The 20967-nt window shown below is 59.5% G+C and carries 21 protein-coding genes and 2 tRNA genes; 9 read left to right on the top strand and 14 right to left on the bottom strand.

Features of this window, described 5'->3' with window-relative positions:
- Positions 1-205 precede the first annotated feature (205 nt).
- From HGP12_RS21335 to HGP12_RS21325, 3 genes are all read left to right on the top strand, one after another.
- On the top strand, positions 206-571 hold the full coding sequence (locus HGP12_RS21335) for a hypothetical protein (RefSeq protein WP_246703502.1): 366 nt from the start codon (positions 206-208) through the stop codon (positions 569-571).
- 426 nt (positions 572-997) lie between these two features.
- Positions 998-2059, top strand: coding sequence for a porin (locus HGP12_RS21330; RefSeq protein WP_168842563.1), 1062 nt, complete (start codon positions 998-1000; stop codon positions 2057-2059).
- 427 nt (positions 2060-2486) lie between these two features.
- Positions 2487-3569, top strand: coding sequence for a 3-deoxy-7-phosphoheptulonate synthase (locus HGP12_RS21325; RefSeq protein ID WP_168842562.1), 1083 nt, complete (start codon positions 2487-2489; stop codon positions 3567-3569).
- Positions 3570-3600: 31 nt separating this feature from the next.
- Here HGP12_RS21325 and HGP12_RS21320 read toward each other — a convergent pair whose 3' ends face one another.
- The 7 genes from HGP12_RS21320 to HGP12_RS21290 form a co-directional block, all read right to left on the bottom strand.
- Positions 3601-4014, bottom strand: coding sequence for a DUF6314 family protein (locus HGP12_RS21320; protein WP_168842561.1), 414 nt, complete (start codon positions 4012-4014; stop codon positions 3601-3603).
- The gene (gene msrA, locus HGP12_RS21315; protein ID WP_168842560.1) at positions 4014-4541 is read right to left on the bottom strand and encodes a peptide-methionine (S)-S-oxide reductase MsrA; all 528 of its coding nucleotides are present in this window, start codon (positions 4539-4541) and stop codon (positions 4014-4016) included. Before msrA ends, HGP12_RS21320 begins: the two co-directional genes overlap by 1 nt.
- Complete coding sequence (gene msrB / locus HGP12_RS21310) at positions 4538-4987, bottom strand: peptide-methionine (R)-S-oxide reductase MsrB (RefSeq protein WP_168842559.1); 450 nt, start codon at positions 4985-4987, stop codon at positions 4538-4540. Before msrB ends, msrA begins: the two co-directional genes overlap by 4 nt.
- 177 nt (positions 4988-5164) lie before the next feature.
- A complete protein-coding gene (locus tag HGP12_RS21305) occupies positions 5165-5662 on the bottom strand; it encodes a GAF domain-containing protein (RefSeq protein ID WP_168842558.1) in 498 nt (165 codons plus the stop codon).
- Positions 5663-5698: 36 nt separating this feature from the next.
- The gene (locus tag HGP12_RS21300; protein WP_168842557.1) at positions 5699-6409 is read right to left on the bottom strand and encodes a pentapeptide repeat-containing protein; all 711 of its coding nucleotides are present in this window, start codon (positions 6407-6409) and stop codon (positions 5699-5701) included.
- A gap of 281 nt (positions 6410-6690) precedes the next feature.
- On the bottom strand, positions 6691-7503 hold the full coding sequence (locus tag HGP12_RS21295; protein WP_168842556.1) for a hypothetical protein: 813 nt from the start codon (positions 7501-7503) through the stop codon (positions 6691-6693).
- Positions 7504-7520: 17 nt separating this feature from the next.
- The gene (locus HGP12_RS21290) at positions 7521-7724 is read right to left on the bottom strand and encodes a KTSC domain-containing protein (protein WP_168842555.1); all 204 of its coding nucleotides are present in this window, start codon (positions 7722-7724) and stop codon (positions 7521-7523) included.
- 557 nt (positions 7725-8281) lie between these two features.
- Here HGP12_RS21290 and HGP12_RS21285 point away from each other — a divergent pair.
- On the top strand, positions 8282-9289 hold the full coding sequence (locus tag HGP12_RS21285) for a DUF4062 domain-containing protein (protein ID WP_168842554.1): 1008 nt from the start codon (positions 8282-8284) through the stop codon (positions 9287-9289).
- Between the two features lie 141 nt (positions 9290-9430).
- Here the strand turns inward: HGP12_RS21285 and HGP12_RS21280 are convergent.
- Positions 9431-9507: transfer RNA gene (locus tag HGP12_RS21280), tRNA-Pro, on the bottom strand.
- A gap of 303 nt (positions 9508-9810) precedes the next feature.
- Between HGP12_RS21280 and HGP12_RS21275 the strand changes: the two genes are divergently transcribed.
- Positions 9811-10218: a hypothetical protein gene (locus tag HGP12_RS21275; protein WP_168842553.1), complete on the top strand. Its 408-nt coding sequence runs from the start codon at positions 9811-9813 to the stop codon at positions 10216-10218.
- A 73-nt stretch (positions 10219-10291) separates the two neighbouring features.
- Here HGP12_RS21275 and HGP12_RS21270 read toward each other — a convergent pair whose 3' ends face one another.
- The 3 genes from HGP12_RS21270 to HGP12_RS21260 form a co-directional block, all read right to left on the bottom strand.
- Positions 10292-12010: a hypothetical protein gene (locus tag HGP12_RS21270; protein ID WP_168842552.1), complete on the bottom strand. Its 1719-nt coding sequence runs from the start codon at positions 12008-12010 to the stop codon at positions 10292-10294.
- Positions 12010-13083, bottom strand: coding sequence for a glycosyltransferase (locus HGP12_RS21265; protein WP_168842551.1), 1074 nt, complete (start codon positions 13081-13083; stop codon positions 12010-12012). The genes HGP12_RS21270 and HGP12_RS21265 overlap by 1 nt, the downstream gene beginning before the upstream one ends.
- Before the next feature lie 182 nt (positions 13084-13265).
- A tRNA-Gln gene (locus HGP12_RS21260) sits at positions 13266-13340 on the bottom strand.
- Between the two features lie 158 nt (positions 13341-13498).
- Here HGP12_RS21260 and HGP12_RS21255 point away from each other — a divergent pair.
- Positions 13499-13801 carry a cupin domain-containing protein gene (locus HGP12_RS21255; RefSeq protein ID WP_168842550.1) on the top strand — a complete coding sequence of 101 codons (303 nt, stop codon included), beginning with the start codon at positions 13499-13501 and terminating at the stop codon, positions 13799-13801.
- Positions 13798-14706, top strand: a complete 909-nt coding sequence (locus HGP12_RS21250; RefSeq protein WP_168842549.1) for an MBL fold metallo-hydrolase — start codon at positions 13798-13800, stop codon at positions 14704-14706. Before HGP12_RS21255 ends, HGP12_RS21250 begins: the two co-directional genes overlap by 4 nt.
- 95 nt (positions 14707-14801) lie before the next feature.
- Here the strand turns inward: HGP12_RS21250 and HGP12_RS21245 are convergent, their stop codons facing one another.
- On the bottom strand, positions 14802-15734 hold the full coding sequence (locus HGP12_RS21245) for a DUF1499 domain-containing protein (protein WP_168842548.1): 933 nt from the start codon (positions 15732-15734) through the stop codon (positions 14802-14804).
- 241 nt (positions 15735-15975) lie between these two features.
- Here HGP12_RS21245 and HGP12_RS21240 point away from each other — a divergent pair, with 241 nt between their 5' ends.
- Both HGP12_RS21240 and HGP12_RS21235 read left to right on the top strand, forming a co-directional pair.
- Positions 15976-16392: a hypothetical protein gene (locus HGP12_RS21240; protein ID WP_168842681.1), complete on the top strand. Its 417-nt coding sequence runs from the start codon at positions 15976-15978 to the stop codon at positions 16390-16392.
- A gap of 90 nt (positions 16393-16482) precedes the next feature.
- Positions 16483-16758 carry a hypothetical protein gene (locus tag HGP12_RS21235; protein WP_168842547.1) on the top strand — a complete coding sequence of 92 codons (276 nt, stop codon included), beginning with the start codon at positions 16483-16485 and terminating at the stop codon, positions 16756-16758.
- 11 nt (positions 16759-16769) lie between these two features.
- Here HGP12_RS21235 and ppdK read toward each other — a convergent pair whose 3' ends face one another.
- Both ppdK and HGP12_RS21225 read right to left on the bottom strand, forming a co-directional pair.
- Positions 16770-19436 carry a pyruvate, phosphate dikinase gene (ppdK, locus tag HGP12_RS21230; RefSeq protein ID WP_168842546.1) on the bottom strand — a complete coding sequence of 889 codons (2667 nt, stop codon included), beginning with the start codon at positions 19434-19436 and terminating at the stop codon, positions 16770-16772.
- A gap of 169 nt (positions 19437-19605) precedes the next feature.
- Positions 19606-20931, bottom strand: a complete 1326-nt coding sequence (locus HGP12_RS21225) for a hemolysin family protein (RefSeq protein ID WP_168842545.1) — start codon at positions 20929-20931, stop codon at positions 19606-19608.
- Positions 20932-20967 lie beyond the last annotated feature (36 nt).

Raw genomic sequence — 20967 nt, 5'->3', positions numbered from 1 at the left:
CCAGGGCCTCGATCCCGGCGGTCCTGCCAGCGATCGCGGCATAGCAAGACGGCAAATCAAAGGCCGATAAGGGCCAAAAACCTTGGCGCGGCGCAACAGAATGTTTCGCCGCCACATAAAACGTGCGCGGCGAATCGGCGCTTGGACAATCCACGGAACGGTGCGAGACTGGCGTTCATATGCGCTGCTGCTATATGATATCCCCATGATATCAGACCGGTTTTTGAAAACTATTGCCTGGACCTACCTAGCGGCGCTCATCGGCGTAACGCTTGCGCATTTCAATTGGCAAGCCACATTAGGCAATCCGTTCGATATCTTTCGTGCCGGCGCTCTCTGCATAGCGGGCATGCTTGCCCGCCTCGCCTACCCGCAATCCCCCTCCTTCACCTGCCTTCTGATGATCGGCAGCGTGCTTGCGCTTTCCGTGTCGCATTTCGTGGCGAACGGCAACTATGGCTCGACGTTCGATATCATCATCGGGATGACCAGCGGGCTCTGGGGCATCATGATCGGCTCCGCCCTCAGCAAGCTGATCGCTTCCGCCTCGAAGCGGCCTGCATCCTACTGAAACAACCAGCAGTTCTTTTGACGGAGCGCTTTCTGCCGCCGGTCGAGTATGACCGTTGCGGCCGAAACGCAAAATGGCCGCCAGCCGCGGCCGCCTGACCTCATCTCACAGTATCTGCAAGAAGATTGAAATCGAGATGACGGTTATTTCCTACCTCTGAATGACTATTATGCAGCCAATATTATGCGTGACTTACTATCTGTATTTGCAAATGTGACTTTCCTGCAACTGAAATTTTTAAATCACGGAAAAGACGTTCTGAAAAAAATATATCACATAACTTTCTCGGTGTTCGTCTCTAATAGGGAGCAGAAGCGGGTGGGGCCCGTTTCTCCCGAGTCGGGGTTTTTAAACAGGGATAGGGTAAGGCACGTCGATTTTTCGGCGCGATAGCCTATGCCCAATCTATATTGGATTGGAGTTTTTATGAACATCAAGAGCCTTCTTCTCGGCTCCGCTGCTGCCCTGGCAGTAGTTTCCGGCGCTCATGCAGCCGACGCTATCGTTGCTGCCGAGCCGGAACCGCTGGAATACGTCCGCATCTGCGACGCATATGGCGCTGGCTACTTCTTCATCCCGGGCACGGAAACCTGCCTCAAGATCGGCGGCATGGTCCGTACCGAAGGTAAGTGGTACGATGCCTACAACCCGACCAGCAAGAATGGCACGGTTTGGCACACACGCGCTCAGCTGAGCGTCGACACCGCGACCGACACCGAATACGGCCCGCTGAAGACCAACACGGTCTACCGCTTCGACTGGCAGGATGGCGGCTCGACCACCACGAAGCTGCTGTTCGCCAACATCAGCCTCGGTGGCTTCCTCGTCGGTAAGGCTGACTCGCAGTACAACTCGTACATCGGTTACGCCGGCAACGTCATCAACGACGACGTGGTCAATGACGGTCCGTACGAACTCAACCAGTTGACCTACAACTATGATGCCGGCAACGGCTTCACGGCTGTGGTCTCGGTTGAAGACAGCAACTCCGGTTCGGGCGCTACGGGCGTCAACGGCGAAGACAGCTCCAACCACTATGCTCCGGACGCTGTCGCAGGTGTTGGCTACAAGGCTGGCAACTTCGGCTTCAAGATCGTCGGCGGTTATGACTCCATCGTCGAAGAAGGCGCTGTCAAGGCTCGCGTCGATGCCGACTTCGGCGTCTTCAAGGCCTTCTTGATGGGTGGCTGGAACACCGATGGCGACAAGCTGAACAAGTATGCGAACGCCAACGGCGCCGGCGCTGCCAAGGGTATCGGCTGGGGCGACTGGGCTGTCTGGGGCGGCTTCACCGTTCCGATCAACGAGAAGCTGCAGGCTAACGCTCAGGTTGCCTACACCGACTCCAAGATCTTCGCAGCGACTGCAAACGTCCGCTGGAACCCGGTCAAGAACCTCCTGGTTCAGCCGGAAGTATCCTACACCAACTGGGACTCCATCAATCAGGACCAGTGGGCCGGTATCCTCCGCTTCCAGCGTAGCTTCTAAGACCTCTTTACTGAGATCTGATCTGACTTGACCCCTGATCGGATGGGGACCGGCCCGACTTCCAGCGAAGTCGGGCCGGTCTTCCCGAGAAGGGGTCGAATCATTTTGCGGGTGCCATGGCGTACTTCGGCCGCCGAAATTGCGCGGTTATGCTGGCCGCAAAGTCAGCCGGCGCGCAGGCGCATCGATTGTCGAGCGAGTAACCGCGCTGCCGCCAATTGCCTGAATTTCCTTGTCATCAACGCATCGACATCCGGTATTTTTTGTCGTAGAGACAACGCATGTCGTTCGCTCACGCATATGCCTCGCGATTTTATTCGTACCGCTGCTCTCAGCGGAGGCGGGCCTGTGCGTAGTTAGAAAAGACACGACAGCAAAGACCCGAACAGCCGCTAGTCTACCTGGCGGCTTTTTTTGTCGCCACGGTATGACCCTTAAAGGAACCGATACCGTGTTGAATTCCACTGATGACTTGCGCATTGTCGAGATCACGGCGCTGACGCCGCCGTCTCGGATCATAGACGAGATCCCCCGCGACGAGGCAGCGACGGCCACCGTCACGCAGGCGCGCAATGCCGTCCACAATATCCTTCGCGACGAGGACGACCGATTGATCGTCGTCATCGGCCCCTGCTCCATCCACGATCCGGCAGCAGCTCACGAATATGCGGCACTGCTCAAGGAACAGCGGGACCGCTTCGCCGACGATCTCGAAATCATCATGCGGGTCTATTTCGAAAAGCCGCGCACCACCGTGGGATGGAAGGGCCTGATCAACGATCCGCAACTCGACGGCAGTTACCGCATCGAGGAAGGCCTGCGTATCGCGCGCAAATTGCTGTTCGACGTCAACGAGATCGGCCTGCCGGCAGGCTGCGAATATCTCGATACCATCACGCCGCAATATATTTCGGACCTGGTGAGCTGGGGTGCGATCGGTGCAAGGACGACCGAAAGCCAGGTGCACCGGCAGCTGGCGTCTGGCCTCTCCTGCCCCGTCGGCTTCAAGAACGGCACGAATGGCGACGTGCGCATCGCGCTCGACGCGATCGTCGCGGCGTCGCAGCCGCATCACTTCCCGGCCGTGACCAAGGAAGGTCTCGCAGCGATCGCTTCGACGCGCGGCAACGAGGATTGCCACATCATCCTGCGCGGCGGCAGAGAGCCCAACTACGATGCCGCTAGCGTCCAGTCGACTGCGGAACAGTCCCTCAAGGCCGGGCTCGATCCACGGATCATCATCGACGCAAGCCACGCCAACAGCAGCAAGAATCCGGAAAACCAGCCGCTCGTCGTGACTTCCGTCGCGGAACAGGTCGCGGCGGGCGACCGGCGGATCAAAGGCATGATGATGGAGAGCAATCTCGTCGCCGGCCGCCAGGACCTCGTGCCGGGCAAGCCGCTGGTCTATGGCCAGAGCATCACCGACGGCTGCATCGACTGGCCGACCTCGGTCCGCACGCTGGAGGATCTGGCAAAGTCCGTTCAGGCACGGCGCCGGGCGCGTTAACGCTGCCTCCCATTCGGGAGACCGCTTCGGGTCAAATACGTCGGTAGTGCGCGAGGCTCAGATAGCTTTTTCTGGGTCCGTGCACATGCCACATTTCTGCCCAGGCATCGGATGTCCGAAAGAAGAGACGGCCTCGATAAAGATCGGGGCCGCAATGGTGGGTGACGCGTTGCGACGCGCCCTCACCGATGCGGATGAATTCCGACAGATTGGGAAAACGCACGACGAGATCGTCATCCACGTCATCGAGCCGATAGGTTCGGCTGCTTCTCAGCGTCGCTTGCTCGCTTCGCATATCGCCATGCTCCTCGAACTGGACAGGCGTGACGAACGCCTGTCCCTCGAAGGTTATCAGGGAGCGGTTGAAGCGATCGATGATCCGCCGCTTCACCTCCCATGTGCCGAGGAAGGGGCTCAGCCGGCTAATGCCAGCCGATCCTTCCATCAGGAAGCCGCGCGCTGCGCCGCGTCGGCTTGCCGGCGCGGCAGCTTCCAGCCAGGCCGGACGAAGTGGCACGTATAGCCGTTCGGATAGCGCTCCAGATAATCCTGATGCTCCGGCTCGGCTTCCCAGAAATCGCCGACCGGTGCGACTTCGGTGACGACCTTGCCAGGCCACAGGCCGGAAGCGTCGACATCGGCGATCGTATCGAGCGCGACCTGCTTCTGCTCTTCGCTGGTGTAGAAGATCGCCGAGCGGTAGCTCAGGCCGACATCGTTGCCCTGGCGGTTGCGTGTGCTCGGATCGTGGATCTGGAAGAAGAATTCCAGCAGATCGCGATAGCTGATCTTCCGCGGATCGAAAATGATCTCGATCGCCTCGGCATGGGTGCCGTGGTTGCGATAGGTGGCGTTGCTGACATCGCCGCCGCTATAGCCGACACGCGTCGAGATGACGCCGTCATAGCGGCGGATGAGATCCTGCATGCCCCAGAAGCAACCGCCGGCGAGAACTGCACGTTCCGTTGTCATCTTACATCCTCCACTTGATCGATATAGGCACCATAGCCCTCGGCTTCCATCCGGTCACGCGGAACGAAGCGGAGGGAAGCCGAATTGATGCAGTAGCGCAGGCCGCCACGATCAATCGGCCCGTCCGGGAAAACATGGCCCAGATGGCTGTCGCCGTTTGCCGAGCGCACTTCGACGCGGATCATGCCATGCGACATGTCTGTGAGTTCGCTGACATTGGCGGGTTCGATCGGCTTGGTGAAGCTCGGCCAGCCGCAGCCGGAATCGAACTTATCCGCAGAGGCAAAAAGCGGCTCGCCGGAAACGATATCGACATAGATGCCCGACTGCTTGTTGTAGAGATGTTCGCCGGAGCCGGGACGTTCCGTGCCGCTTTGCTGCGTCACGCGATATTGTTCGGGGGTAAGCTTGGCTATGGCCTCTGCCGTCTTGCTGTATTTGCCCATTGTTGTTCTCCATGCCCCTCGGCACGCATTCCGAGCTGGGCCGGGTCCTTGTGAGGACGCGAGAGGGCCGAATGAAGCTCGATCAGCGCTAAGGGAGTGTTTGCAGGGCCAATATAGGCATCACGAGACCGGTTTGCCATATCGATCACGACTGCGTGACGCCCCGCCCCTTCCTCTTCAACCATCCGCCTTGCATGAGGCGGCATAAATCGCGGCAAGCGCCTCGATGCCGGCCTGGTCATCGCCGTCGAAACGGCTTGGAAGCGGGCTGTCGAGATCGATGACGCCGAAAACCTTTCCATCGCGGAAGAGCGGCACGACCAGCTCCGATCGCGAAGCCGCATCGCAGGCGATGTGTCCGGGAAAGGCGTGTACATCCTCGACGAGAACCGACTGGGCCTTCTCGACCGCCGTCCCGCAGACGCCGCGGCCGACGGCGATGCGCACGCAAGCCGGCTTGCCCTGGAATGGCCCGAGCACAAGTTCGTTTGGCTGCCGCAGGAAATAAAATCCCGCCCAGTTGAGGTCAGGCAGCATCTGGAAGATCAGCGCGGAGGTGTTCGCGGCATTGGCGATCGAATCCTGCTCGCCATCAAGCAAGCCCCTCAGCTGATCGGCAAGCTCGCGATAGAATTCGGGCTTGCTGTCGTTTCGGATCGCTTTTTCCACGAACATGGGCTTGGCCTTTCGAAGATGCCGGTTGGAGAGATGTCAGTCCTTTTCATCCGGCGGGCAAGGCCAGTTGGACGGCGCCTTCAGCCAGGACGGCAATATGGTCGTATTGTCCCCGCAAGCCAGATTGATCTGCGCCTGCTGGAGGCCGCTTGCCTTCGACAGATCGAGGCCTTCGATGCGGGTGAGATACATGAAGGCTCCGCTGAAGGAGGTTGCCCCGTCCATCACCGCGCCGTTCAGCGTTGCCCGGGATAGATTGGCGAAGGAGAAATTCGCACCCGACAGCAGGGCTTTATCGAAATCGGCTCGCCCAAGCTCCGCCTTCTGAAAATCGGCATTGTTGAGCTGCGCGCCGGCAAATTCGGCCCGCTGCAATTCGGCATTGGCAAAGGAAGCGCCATTGGCGGAGGCTTTGGTGAAATCGGAGCGATAGGCTTCGATCTTGGCAAAATTCGCGCCGTCGGCCTTGGCGTTCTTCAGCCAGGCGCGCACCAGCGTCGCTTTCTCGAAGTTGGCGGAGGTCAAGTTGGCGTCGCTCAAATCGGTGCTGTCGAAATGGGCGCCGGCGAGATTGGCGCCCTGCAGATCGCTGCTCGGCAGCATGATGTTGGTCTTGCTGCAGCCGCTCCAGTCGAGACCGGGTGCCGCGACATTGCCGCAATCGGCGGCACGTAGCGCAGTGGCGCTGGAGCCGAGGAAGAACACCGCGCTCAGCGCCAATACGCCAAGACCTGTGGCTATCCCCATTCTCCGCCCCATGGCGCCCGACCGCGCGGCACGACGCCTTTGCCTGCCTGCAAACTTCTCCCCGGCCGCTCGGGCCGCCCCGTCAACAAGATCCATTCCGTCACTCCGCTTCAGCACCGACAGCCGAACTCTCGCCTGAGTCGGATGCGCGTCCCTTTTCCTTGTATATGGTGCTTCGGGCGACAAAAAGAGCGGTTTTGCAAAAGCAGGTCCGATGTTAGCCGTAATGCGACGGAGGGCTGCATCCAGGCTCCAAGTCAAGTCTACCGCAAGTACTCGCATTAGTGATTATCGCGCCGCGCAGGATCAGCTTGATGACGCCTCGCAATGCGACCAATCAACACCTCTCGCGAAGAGTCCCATATCTCGAAAGCACTTAGCGCAGGGAAAATATCCTCTGCATAGAGTGTGCTGGGCATAGAGTTGTTTTCGCCGCGAGCGTAGTCGAACAAAGCCGAGGCACGACCGTATATTTCCGCTGCGTCGAAAATATATTCCTCTAGGTTGAGCGCCAGGACCGGCCGTCCTTGCTCTCTTTCCAGAATCATTCCCTCAAGACGAGCACTATGGACCTGAATGTCGGATAACAAATCTGCGACAAACCTGCGATCAGCAGTGTTTGAGAATTGAATAAACTCTTTCAGGGAATCGATCGCAGTATTGGGAGGATCTGGAATCTCGCTAAGCTTAACGCTTCTAGGTAGTGCCTCGCCTTGGCATCGCTTCAGGGCGATGTTGAGTGTCGTACCAGTACCCTTGGCATACCTGCAAATTCTACTGAGAACCAAAGGCAACACGGCTCGACTTGCCGCGTGTTGCGCCACTATCCGGTCCTCTTCCATTTTTCGTTCAGATGCGATTTGCTGATGTACAGCGCGCACGCTTACAAATGCAGCAATAACAGCTGCGATACCGGTGATTAGAGTGGTATCGATCCAGCGAAGCAACCCAATTGCGCTCAAGGCTTCACTGATCACAATGCCGGCTGGTCTTCGCGCAAAAGCCCACCAAACTTCTCGGCCAACAGCAAACGCGAAAAGACCACCAGCAAAGCCGGCAACGAACGCATGCCATATGTGCAACCTGAAGCTCATTTTCGTATGAAACTACATTAACGATTCGACCTGTAACGATCCCGAATATAGTTATTGTAATAGGTGCCTGGGGAAGCCGCACTGATGAGCCCGAGATAGACGCTTTCCGGTACGTTATAGTAATCGTATGGACCGCCGCTTTCGACAAACCAAATCTGCAGCGTCGCGGCCTGGCTGATGTATTCCGCGCGACGGATCGCCGAAGATCTCAAATATGGCATTCACGCGAATCCCTCAAAATGTTGGCCGAATTGCCAATTTGAGTTGCCATCGACGACTAGGTGCACGCGCCTAGCCTAAAAATTAAATGAGAGCTGATCCGGATGCGACCGCCAATGAGCACGTACATGCTCCTGGCGATTGAATCTTCGGCGGACATATGCCCGCACCCTCACCAATTTTGACCTCAACTTGTTTACCACGTTGATGCCCTCTTTTGCTTCACAGCAGGAATAAGCCCACCGCTCCAGTTCCGCAGAAATGCGGCCCCGCGCCCGTGCCGAGTAACGATCTGAAGATCGCCGAACAAAAGTGCCGATGGCAACCCGCTTTATAGTGGCCGATTCCTGGTGGTGTTGTAACTAAAAATACTCGCCTGATGGCTGCAGCTCACAGAAAAACAATCGAGCGGAAAGAAGTTGACTGGTCGGCCGAAGCCTGATTACTCAGCGATGACGGCGAATTATAAAAATCTGCGGTGGATTTTCCAAGTAGCGGCAAGCACCTTAAAGTTAAAGTTGCTATCTTTCTTCCATAACCGGTTGAAGGATCACTATGCATGGCAGCAAAGAAATATCAGGTTTTTGTATCGTCGACTTTTCGCGATCTTGTAGACGAGCGCCAAGACGCAATCCGAAACATTCTTGACCTCAATCATATCCCAGCCGGCATGGAACTCTTTCCAGCGGCGGATATCGAGCAATTGGGCTATATCAAAAAAGTTATCGATGAATGCGATTACTATCTGCTGATCATTGGCGGCAGATATGGCTCTATGGACGCCGAAGGAGTGAGTTTCACAGAAAGAGAATACGACTACGCTATCCAGACAGGTAAAGTTGTACTCGCATTTGTCCATGAAGATCCGTCCCAAATTGCTGTCGGGAAGAGCGACATTGAGCCCGGAGTGTTCGCGGCACTTCAAGCGTTCCGTCAAAAGGTAGTGACCGGTCGCCTCGTTAAGACATGGACCTCGCGACAGAGTTTGGAATCACTGGTCCTTAAGGCACTGATGCATGCCTTTAATCAAATGCCGCAAGTTGGTTGGATAAGAGGCGACACCGCAGCCAACGAACAGGTTTTGGAACAAGCAAACAGGGCTTTGCAGGATAATGCCACGCTTCGCGCTGAACTTACTATGCTTAAAGGATTATCTGCGCCAAAATATGAGAATCTAGCTGGTCTTGAGGATGAATTTACTTTTCGATATCGCACTCGCCGACCAGCAAGTCAGAACTCGATAAAATACAATTACACAGATCGCACCATGAAGATGAAGTGGCGCGCGATTTTTTTGCCTCTTGCCGCAGATCTTACCACGGCAAAGGTTGATGGAGTTATTTCGAATGCGGTAAAACTAGCGATGCAGGAGGCAAAATGCGAGTACAATCCCTTCGATATCAACGATATGGACTTGGCGACTATTAAAGCTCAATTCATAGCCTTAAATTTGATTAGTGCTAATGTGGGGCAGTCGACGAAAGGCACATATCACGAGTTCCTATCGCTAACTCCGCGTGGAAGGAGCACCTATATGGAAGCGATTGTCGTCCGAAAGGACAGATAGCCCCGGTGGCTCAAATCTCTGGGTAGGCACGACGAGGTACCGGCGGCCCCACCGATCATTAGTGCTGCCGTATTCATTGCCGTGAAGAAATCAGCACGAAGCCCAAATACGAAAAAAGCCCGCGTTAGCGGGCCTTTTCGCTGGTCGGAGTGGAGTGATTCGAACACTCGACCCCCACGTCCCGAACGTGGTGCGCTACCAGACTGCGCTACACTCCGTGACCAGCGGCGCTTCTATAGACCAGCCATTTTTGATGCACAAGCACCAATCTCGAAAAACCTTTTGATTTTTGACGAAAAAATTACAGCCGCGTCTGCCTAGAAAATCGGCAGGAAACCGGTACCGAAAATGCCGGCGTGCAAAAGTCGCAACAGAAGAGGTAAAATCCCGCTTCTACACGCGGATGGGAATTTTCTTTTGCCGGCTTTGGCGCTAAAGCCCTAGGCGGGACAGATGGAAAATGCCGTGGGACAGCGGCCTTTCCGCGACCGAATGCGTGACAGAAGCTCAAGGACGACACGATGAATATCCGCATGATCACCGCGGCTGGACTGTTGCTGGCACTGGCCGGCTGCAGCACCACGACGACGACAACGACAGCAGCCCTGCCGCTGCTTGCGAAGAACCCCGTTCAGGATCGCTGGCAGGGTCAATCCGCAGGCCGCTTCTTCGCGGCCTATGGCCCGCCGATCTCCGACCGCGACGAAAGCGGCAACCGCGTCTACACTTGGCGCGGCGGCTACAAGAACGTGACCATCGTCACCAAGGACGGCAAGAAGAGCGGCAAGCGCTCTCTCAGCTGCAAGGCCGATATCGTCACCAATCAGAGCTACGAGATCCGTTCGGTCAAAATTCTCGGCGACCAGCCGGGTGTCAGCGGCTCGTCCTATTGCGCCGAACTTCTGGCTCCGCCGGAAAAGGCAAGCTGAGGCCGGAGCTTCATCACGGGACAATGCCAGCGGGCGGCCTGCGAGGGCCGCCCGTTTGCGTTTGCGGGTTTCATCAGTTTGCCGCGGCAAGCTCGGCGCAGCTTTTTGGCCGTGGCGCATCGGCAGCCGGCATGAAGCCCTTGTCGACGGCATAGAGCTTGGCAAAGGGCGTTTCAGCGGCAAGCCTCACGCCTTGCGGCACGTCACCGCCGAAGCGATCCTCGGCATCCGCATTGACGAGTAGAATGAAATCGAAGTGCCGCCGCCAATCGCTGAGATAGGACGCAATGCCGCTGACGGCCCTGATCTCGTCGGGGCAATCCAGCAGGCTTATCGAGAAAAGATTGCCTTCCGGCACGGCGATGCCGCTCCAGGGCGGCAATATCGTCAATGGCTGCTTGCCCCTGGCGGTGAAGAGCGTGGGCACGAAGGCATGGGCGTAAGGGACGGCAAGCGTCGGCAGATGCCGGAACGTATCCTGGTTCCAGGCGAAATAGCGATGATCCGCAACGCCGTGCTCGTTCGGCTGCCGCATGATCGGCAGGATGGCCGCGCCCTCGGGCACTGACGCAAGCACGGTGCGAACGGCAGCGGCATCGGCGTCCCCCTGCCGCCAGTTGAAGCCGATCCAGGCCGTTCGTCCCAGCACGGCGGCCGAAAGCACGAGCATGACGATCAATGCCTGGCGACGCGGCAGGCGCGGCAAGGGGCAAATCATCACCATGGCCGCAAGCGCCGTCATGATCGGGAAGCGCCAGCTGATCCAGCCGGTGCCGAGCATGTGGCGCGGCGCAATGCAGGACAGAAGCAGCAGGCCGGCGGCCGCGATCGCCATGCCGGCATGGATGGTCAGACGGCGCGTGCGCACCGCATAGGTGCAGATAAGGATCGGCGGGATCATGAGCAGCATGTCGGCCAGCAGCGCATAGCTCCACAACGCCGACATGAGGTTCGCCAGGATCAGAACGACGGAATCATTCCAGGAGGCATCCAGACCGCCGCCGCCATCGGGCAGGACAGGCTGATAGAAGAACAGGCAAATCGCCGGCAGGGCGCAGGCCAGCATCGCGATCAGAAGCCTGCCGCATAGGCGCAGGAAAGCCCCAGGCGATCTCAAGGCCGCCATCGTCGGCGAGAATTCCAGCCCGCAGACGAGCGCCATGTAGAAGCCCAGCGAAAAGATATGCATGACTGTCAGCAGCAGGCCGGCGAATAGGCGCCAAACGAACAGCACGGCCGGCTTGCGCGATTGCAGGGCATGATCGGCGCCTGCGAAGAGCAGCGCCATGCCGAGCCCGATCTGGAAATTGATGAAACCGCCGATCAGCGTCGCGCACCAGGCGAAGTACAATATGCCGATCTGCCAGTAATAGCCGCCGCCATGCAGGCGCCGGTGCAGCGTGATCGCGCCGAGCGGCGGCAGCACGATCGCCATGAAGAGGAAGATGCGTGCCAATAGCGAAACGCCGATCATCGGCCCCAGCCAATAGGCGGCGAGATCGATGCCGACATTGGTGAATGTCCTGTTCCAATCGAGCGCATAGATCTCGTGGAACGGGGGCGTATTGATGCCGCCGGCCAGCAGCCACATACGGGCATAGTGATTGGGATAATCGAGGATCGGCGGGAATTTGAAGACAGCGACGAAAAGCGCGACCAGGATCAGAAAGGCGGCAATCGCCAGACCCGGCTTCTGCCTGACAATGGCGGCATCCGCGTCGACTGTTTCGTGCACGCTCGGGGAAGCGGCCGCGCCTTGGGCCAATGGTGCGCTGGCTGATCGTTGCCGCATCAGCGGATCGCCCTCACCTGCTCCGCGCTATCGGCGGCGTCACCGGAGGCGTTCAGGGCGCGGTCCAGCGCGCGCCGTTTGCCAACCGCGTCCAGATCGGAAAAATCGCTGGGGATATCGAGCGATCGGCCGCCCTGCAGCAGGCTTTCGATCATGAACATCGGCCGCCGCTTGTTTTCCTGCACCAGACGGCCGACATATTCGCCGATGATGCCGATGCAGATGAGCTGGATGGCGCTGAAGGCGGTAATAGCCGCCATGATGCTGGACCAGCCGACGATCGTTTCGCCCGCAAACCAGCGGATGAGGGTATAGAGCAACAGCAAGGCCGCGCAGCCGGCGCTGACGAGGCCGAGCCAGGTGCTGATGCGCAGGGGCACGGTCGAAAAGCTGGTGATGGCATCGAGCGCGAAATTGATCATCTTGCGCAGCGGATATTTGGTCGTGCCGGCAAAACGCGCGTCGCGCTCATAGGGCAGCGCCACCTGCTTGCCGCCGATCCAGCTCACCATGCCGCGGATGAAACGATCCCGCTCCGGCATCGCCAGCAGGATATCGACGACGCGCCGCCGCATCAGTCTGAAATCGCCGACATTACGCGGGATCGCCACCGAGGCGAGCCGCGACAGCAGCCGATAGAAGAGCGAGGCCGAGGCAAGCTTGAACCAGCTCTCCCCCTGCCGGCGCGCACGCTGGCCGTAAACGACATCCGCGCCGCGATCCATGATCGGCATCATCATCAGCAACAGTTCCGGCGGATCCTGCAGATCGGCATCGATCAGCAACACCCGCTCGCCACGCGCGGCGGCAAGGCCGGCGGTTGCGGCGAGCTGATGACCGTGATTGCGCATCAGCCGCACGCCAAGCACCTGCGGCGTCTCCTTAGCAAGCGAGGCGATCGCCTCCCAGGTGCCGTCGGTCGACCCGTCATCCACCAAAATGATCTCGAAGGCCTCGCCGGCAATCCCCCGCGCCGTCGCCACCGCCCGCCGGCAAAACTCGCCAAGCCCCTCCTCCTCATTGTGGCAGGGGGCAACGATGGAAAGCAGCAATTCGTGGAGAGCGTGGTTCATGATCGCCTGTATCGAGATGATGGCGACGAGAGTGGAGGAAAAAGGTCAAACAATATTTAAGTGGTGGAGATAGCGGCGCTCGCGACGGGAATTTCTTCAGACAATGTCTTTGACGTTGCAAAGACTATTGTTGGAGCCCGCAAATCATGAAGTTCGCATGATTTGGAATATTGGAAAGCAGATGGCTGGGGCGCCAGGATTCGAACCTGGGAATGCCGGTACCAAAAACCGGTGCCTTACCGCTTGGCGACGCCCCAACAGAGGAAATGGCTGTCATGCCAGCCAAATCGGCGTCTGATTAGCAAAGGTCGCATCCCGCTACAATGACTAAGTGATGCGCGAACGCATATTTCTGTGTGCTTTCCGGACGGCTATGATAGGTCTTGCTGCGCTGCATTGCGAATGAGGAGGTCCGATGAGCCAGTTTCGCGCCCGCCCGCCGGCCGTGCCTACCGTGCTTCTTGATGACGCCGTCTGCCGCATCACGCGCTGGGATTTCGAGCCTGGCGCCGATACCGGGCATCATGTCCACGGCCTCGGCTATGTCGTGGTGCCGATGACGGATTGCCGGTTTCTGCTGGAGGAGCCTGGTGGCAGCCGGCAGGTCGATATCCCCAAGGGTGCCGCCTACCGGCGCGAGGCGGGTGTCGAGCACAATGTGGTCAATGCCGGCACAGAGCCGATGTCATTCATCGAAATCGAATACAAGCAATCATGAGCACGCCCGACTTCGACCTTGCCTTCGAACCCGCCTACGGCCGCGCCGTGCCGGCGGCACCCGGCATCGAGCGGATGACGGTCAACAATCCCAGTGCCTTCACCTTTCACGGCACAAACAGCTATATCGTCGGCGGCTCGTCGGTCGCGGTCATCGATCCCGGTCCGGAAAATGAGGCGCATTTCGCCGCCCTGCTGGCCGCATTGAAGGGACGCGAGGTCACGCATATCTTCGTCAGCCACACCCATCGCGATCACTCGCCGCTTGCCAAGCGACTGAAGGAGGAGACGGGAGCGCTGACCGTCGGCGAAGGGCCGCATCGCGCCGCGCGGCCGCTCTATCACGGCGAGGTCAATCCCTTCGCCGAAAGCTCCGACATGGAGTTCCGTCCGGATATCGTGCTTGCCGATGGCGAAAGCGTCTCAGGAGACGGCTGGCAGCTGACGGCGCTGCTGACACCGGGTCATACGGCAAATCACGCCTGCTTCGCGCTTGACGGCACGGGCATCGTCTTCTCGGCCGATCATGTCATGGCCTGGGCAACCTCGATCGTCGCGCCGCCCGACGGTTCGATGGCGGATTACATGGCCTCGCTGGAGCGGCTTCTTGCTCGTGAGGACAGGTTGTTTTTGCCCGGCCATGGCGGCCCGGTGAAGGAGCCCGCCTCCTTCATGCGGGGATTGCGGACCCACCGCCGCATGCGCGAGCGCGCCGTGCTGGAGCGTATCAAGGCCGGCGACCGGCTAATCCCTGATATGGTGAAGGCGATGTATCGCGATACGGACCCGCGCCTGCACGGCGCGGCGGCGCTTTCGGTGCTGGCGCATCTGGAAGATCTGGTCGAGAAGGGCCAGGTGGAAACCGATGGGCCGCCGGCGCTTTCAGGGGCCTATCGTCCCGCCTGAGCCGGGAGCTGTTGGTTGTCGGTGATTTTCGAAGTTTGAATGATGGGCACGATTTCTCCTCTCGGGACCCTCAAGGGGATAAAGGGTCGCAAGTCTCAGCTTCCGGCGATGCCGAGCAATTCCGCGTCCAGTGCCTTCAGATAGGCATCCGCCAAGTCGGCACTGACGCCGAGATCGTTCTGGCCGTAGCGGGAGGCGACGCGGATATCGACCAGCGTCGTTTCCGCCTCCTCACGAATGCGGATCACCAAGTCGCACGGCAGGCCGAGGATGCGGGTGCGGGTTTCGCCCTGCAGGATGACATCAGTATTCTGGCGGATGAGTTCCGCCACGCCATCGCGGAAGGGGCGCGGCGTCGGCACCGGGACGATATCGGGCATGTCGCCGATGGCATTGTCATCCCGCCCCGGATTGACGGTCTGCGGGCGCGGGCGGCGCTTCGGCGTCACGTTACCGTTCGGATCGGTGACATCGGCGCCCTCGGCCTTGACGATGGTGATGTGACGGTCATGCGCGACCTTGCGCACCGCTTCCAGCACGCGGTCGGCAGCACCCTCATAGCGGCGACTGATCAAAGCGGGATAGGCATCGAACTGCGCCTCGCGCTCCTGCTGCGTTACCAGATGGCGCGACGGCAGCCACAGCTGCCTGGCGTCGGGCGTTGCCAGCCATTCGGGCGGCTCGTTGAGATCGGTCGAAATCTCGTAGATCGGCGGCCGGCTCCAGTAGCGCTCGGCACCGAAGCCGAAAATCGCAAGCGGCAAAGCGGCATAGATGAGCGCCTTGACGGCGGAGACGCCGCCGATGGCGGCATTCCGCCAGAGCTGCGTAAGACCGACCAGCGCCAGCAGCACCGAAAGCACGGCACAGGCAGCCGAAATCAGCAGCAACAGCACGAAATAAGGCGTTTCCAGCGGCCCGAAGCGATAGCCGATCAGCGTCACGCCGCAAAGCACCAGGGCAAACGAAGCGATCAAACGCGCGGCGCGGGCGGCATGTGAAACGGGACGGTCGAAGCGAATGGTCATCAAGGGCTCGTCGGCGCGTCGGATCGGAAGCCGGATGCACCGAATCCCGGAAAGCGACTTATGTTTAGATCAAGAAACGGCGAAAATAAATCGAATGTCACGGCATCAACGCGCAATGTTTCGTCAAGGCTGAAACCAGTAACGTCTAGACCAAAAACGTGAGCGCTTGCTTAAATTCCAAAAAAAGGCCATTCTTCAGCGTTTTATCGAGGCTGTGAAAGGACTTGATGAGATGGAACCGATAGTTTCTCAAGACGCCGCCGCCAAGCCCGTGCCGGCAGCGGCTATTGCCGGGGCCGATGCGGCCGATACGATCCTGCCGCTGGAACTTCTGGAACTGGAGCTTTCGCTCGAAGGTTTTTCCGGCGGAGAACCAGGCTTCTGCGAGGCCGTGCGCGACGCCGCTTCGGCGGTGCGCGGCGACTTCCTGTTCGACCTTCCGGCTGCGGGGTTGATACCCGATTGCCGCAGGCTGGCGGTCATCCGCATTCCCGAAGGCGATGGGACGATGCGCACTCTCTTTGCCGCGCTTGACGAAGACGGCGTGGAAATCCGCCTGCTGCAACCGGACGACGAAACCGAGCATCTTTTGCAGTTTGCCGATGCCTTCGTCGATCTGCTGCGCCGATTGCCCGCAAAACCGAAGGAAGCCGCATAGGCGATCCGCCTACGGTCCAATACGTCTTTCGCGCCATGCCGCGCGGCGCTATAATTCGTGCCTGCACATCAGCATTCAGGACACAAAGTCATGCGTATCGCCGCTTCCATCCTTTCCCTCCTCACCATCACGCTTGCGCTTTCCTCCTGCCAGACGGCCGAGGAAATTCGCGCGGCCGACGAGGCGAGATGCGGCGGCTACGGCTTCAGGCGCGGGTCGGAGAATTTCGCCAACTGCCTGATGAATCAAGATCTTAGCCGACGGGCCGATCAAAGAGCCTTCATGGAAAGCAACGATGATTTTTTCTGGGGGCCGACAATCGTAGTTGGCGGCCCGGGATATCATCGCGGCTATTGGCGCCGCTGACCTCAAGAAAATCAGCCTCGTCCCTTGATCGCCGCCTGCGCCGCCGCAAGCCGGGCGATCGGCACGCGGAATGGCGAACAGGATACGTAGTCCAGTCCGATATCCTCACAGAAGTGGATCGAGGCGGGATCGCCGCCATGCTCGCCGCAGATGCCGAGCTTCATGTCGTTGCGGGTGCGGCGGCCACGCTCCGAAGCGATGCGAATGAGCTCGCCGACCCCATCGAAATCGAGCGATATGAAGGGATCATGCTCGATGATGCCCTTGCGCTGATAGGTCGGGATGAAGGCGGCGGCATCGTCGCGCGACATGCCGAATGTGGTCTGCGTCAGGTCGTTCGTGCCGAAGGAGAAAAATTCGGCGGCCTCGGCGATGATATGGGCGCGTAAGGCGGCGCGCGGCAGCTCGATCATCGTGCCGACAAGATAATCGATCTTCATCCTGGCTTCGGTCATGACGGCGCGCGCCACCTCGTCGATACGAGCCTTGACGTAATCGAGCTCGGAACGCAGGCCGACGAGCGGCACCATGATCTCGGGCACGACAGCAGCCCCAGTCTCGCGTGCGGCGAGGACCGCCGCCTCGAAGATCGCGCGGGCCTGCATCTCGACGATCTCCGGATAGGAAATCGCCAGCCGGCAGCCGCGATGGCCGAGCATGGGATTGAACTCGTGCAGCGCATCGACGCGCTGGCGCAGCATGGCCGGTTCCATGCCCATGATACCGGCGACCTCGGCGATCTCCTCGTCCGTTTTCGGCAGGAATTCGTGCAGTGGCGGATCGAGCAGGCGGATCGTCACCGGCAGGCCGTGCATGATGGTGAACAGGCCGGTGAAATCGAGGCGCTGCATCGGCATGAGCTTGGCAAGGGCAGCCCGGCGACCCGTTTCGTCTTCGGCGAGGATCATCTCGCGCATCACATGGATGCGATCGCCTTCGAAGAACATGTGCTCGGTGCGGCATAGGCCGATGCCCTCGGCGCCGAAGGAACGGGCCGCGCGCGCATCGGCCGGCGTATCGGCATTTGTGCGCACCGTCATGCGCCGCGAGCGGTCGGCCCAGGCCATGATCCGGCCGAAATCGCCCGAAAGCTCCGGCTGAATCATCGGCACTTCGCCTTTCAGGACCTGGCCGGTGGAGCCGTCGATGGTGATGATATCGCCCTTCTTCAAGGTGATTCCGACGCCGATCAGCTTCTCATTGCGCATGTCGATACGCATGGTGCCGGCGCCAACGACGCAGGGAATGCCCATGCCGCGGGCGACCACGGCCGCATGGCTGGTCATGCCGCCGCGGGTGGTGAGGATCGCCTCGGCGGCGTGCATGCCGTGAATATCTTCCGGGCTCGTCTCGATGCGCACGAGGATGGCCTTGCGGCCTTCCTCCTCGGCAATGATTGCCTCCTCGGCCGTAAAGACGATTTCGCCGGTGGCCGCACCCGGCGATGCGGGCAGGCCGGAGCCGATGACCTCGCGGCGGACGCGCGGATCGATCGTCGGGTGCAGCAGCTGGTCCAGCGTTGTCGGCTCGATGCGGGAAACCGCTTCGTCTTCCGTGATCAGCCCCTCGTCCACCATGTCGACGGCGATCTTCATCGCCGCCTTGGTGGTTCGCTTGGCGTTACGGGTCTGCAGCATCCAGAGCTTGCCGCGCTCGATGGTGAATTCCAGATCCTGGACCTCGCGGTAATGCGATTCCAACTGCGCGCAGATGCTTCGAAACTCGGCAAAGGCCTCGGGCATCAGCTTTTCCATCGATGGCTTGTCATAGCCGGAGGCGATGCGGGCCATTTCCGTGATGCTCTGCGGCGTGCGGATGCCGGCAACGACATCCTCCCCTTGCGCATTGACGAGGAACTCGCCGTAAAGCTCCTTCTCGCCGGTCGAGGGATTGCGGGTGAAGGCAACGCCGGTGGCGGAGGAATTGCCGAGATTGCCGAACACCATCGCCTGAATATTGACGGCGGTTCCCCAAGCCTCGGGGATATTGTGCAATTGCCGATAAGTGACGGCGCGGGCGTTCATCCAGCTGGCAAAGACCGCGCCGACGGCGCCCCAGAGCTGAACCTCCGGCTCCTGGGGAAAGGCCTCGCCCAATTCTTCCTCGATGACGGTCTTGTAGATCGAGACCACATGCTGCCATTCGACAGCGGTGAGGTCGGTGTCGAACTCGTGACCGAAGCGGGCCTTCTCATCCTCCAGAATCTCTTCGAAGATCTCGTTGTCGAGGCCCATGACGACATCGGCATACATCTGGATGAAGCGGCGGTAACTGTCCCAGGCAAAGCGGGCATCCCCCGCATCATGGCCGAGCGCCTGCACCGTGGCATCGTTGAGGCCGAGATTGAGGACGGTATCCATCATGCCCGGCATCGATGCGCGGCCGCCCGAACGCACGGAAACCAGCAGTGGCCGCGCGGTATCGCCGAACCTGCGCCCGGCAATGGCCTCCATCCGCTGCAAGCCTTGCATGACCTGCGGCTTCAGCTCATCGGGAATGTTGCGGCCATTCTTGTAGTAGGAAGCACAGACTTCGCTGACGATCGTCAGCCCCGGCGGAACCGGCAGGCCGAGATTGCACATTTCAGCAAGATTGGCGCCCTTGCCACCGAGCCGTTCAAAATCGCCGGCGCCCCCCTCGGCCTTGCCGCCGCCGAATGTATAAACCCACTTCGTCATGGTCTCCGTCCAACTCCTCCGGTTGAACTTAATTCATTGAGGCACAAATGAAAATCGACAAATGCGGCAAAATGTTGCGCTGCACAATAAATATGGCCCGGAGCGTTCCGATTTCAATCGATTGATCGAAACCGGGGAGCTTCCGGGTCAATTCAGTACGGCTTGGCGGCTAAGCTTGCGGCTCGCGCTGGGCTAGGATTTTGTCGATGCGCATGCCGTCGAGATCGACGATCTCGAAATGCCAGCCGCCGAAGGAAAAGCTTTCGCCCACTTCGGGCAGCTGGCCGAGCTGGTAGAGGGCAAAGCCCGCCAGCGTATGAAAATTGACGTCCTCTTCGCTGAAGCGCAGCCCCAGCCGCGCAAAGGCATCGTAGACCGGCATCATGCCTTCCATCAGCAGAGATCCGTCGGCACGCTCGACGACATCGGGCGTATCGTTGTCCATATCAGGCAGATCGCCGGCGATGGCTTCCAGCAGGTCCGTCTGCGTGACGATACCTTCCAGGCTGCCATATTCATCGATTACCATTGCGAGGCGGACGGGCGCGCGCTTGAAGCTTTCGAGCACCTTGAAGACCGCCGTCGCTTCATGCACGACCAGCGGCTGGCGGATGACGGCCATGGGGTTCAGCGGCTCGCCGTTCAGAAGCTGATCGAGAAGATCCTTTTTCAGGATCATGCCGATCGGCTCGTCGATCGATCCACGGGCGACGAGAAGCTGCTCGAAACGGCTTTCGCGAATGGTCTTCTGCATCTCCGCCGGCGTATCGTCAGCATCGATCCAATCGACCTCCAGACGTGGCGTCATGATGTTGGAGACGTCACGATTGCCGATATTGAAGACGCGCTCGACCAGATCCTGCTGCGCTTGCTCCAGCAGCCCGGCTTCCTGGCTTTCGGCGATCAAAAGCTTGATTTCGGCGGGCGAATGCAGCGACCCCTCGCCTGCCCCTGGCTGCAGCCCGAAAAGGCGCAGAACAAGATTGCCAAGACCGTTAAGGACGGTGATCGCGGGACGAAGCAGGAAAAGGAAAAGACCAAGCGGCCGCACCACGCCCAAAGCGGTGCCCTCGCTGCGCTGCAACGCCAGGCTTTTCGGTGCAAGCTCGCCGAGGACAATGTGCAGCGCGGTGATGATGATGAAGGAAATGGCGACGGCAATGGCATGGGAGCTGGCCGCAGCCCATGTTCCGGGGAGAAAATCGAGCAGCGGCTCCAGCAGATGAGCAAGGGCGGGTTCACCGACCCAACCGAGGGCGAGCGACGAGATCGTGATGCCGAGCTGCGTGGCCGCCAGATTGGCGTCGAGATTGTCGACCGCCTTCTGCAGCGACTTGGCGTTCATTCGCCCTTCGGTAACCAGTTCCGTCACGCGGCTGCGGCGAACGGAAACCAACGAAAACTCCGCCGCAACGAAAAAGCCATTGGCGGCAACGAGCAGCAATACAGCAAGTATTCCGAGGAAATCGAAAATGCCGCCAGTCGAACCAGACATACTTCCCTTCCGGGCGGATCAGCGCCCATGTTGTTG

It is taken from the genome of Rhizobium sp. P28RR-XV (assembly GCF_012641385.1).
Lineage (GTDB): Bacteria > Pseudomonadota > Alphaproteobacteria > Rhizobiales > Rhizobiaceae > Rhizobium.
Note: the sequence above shows the minus strand (reverse complement) of the source record. Positions and strands in the feature narration are given on the sequence as shown.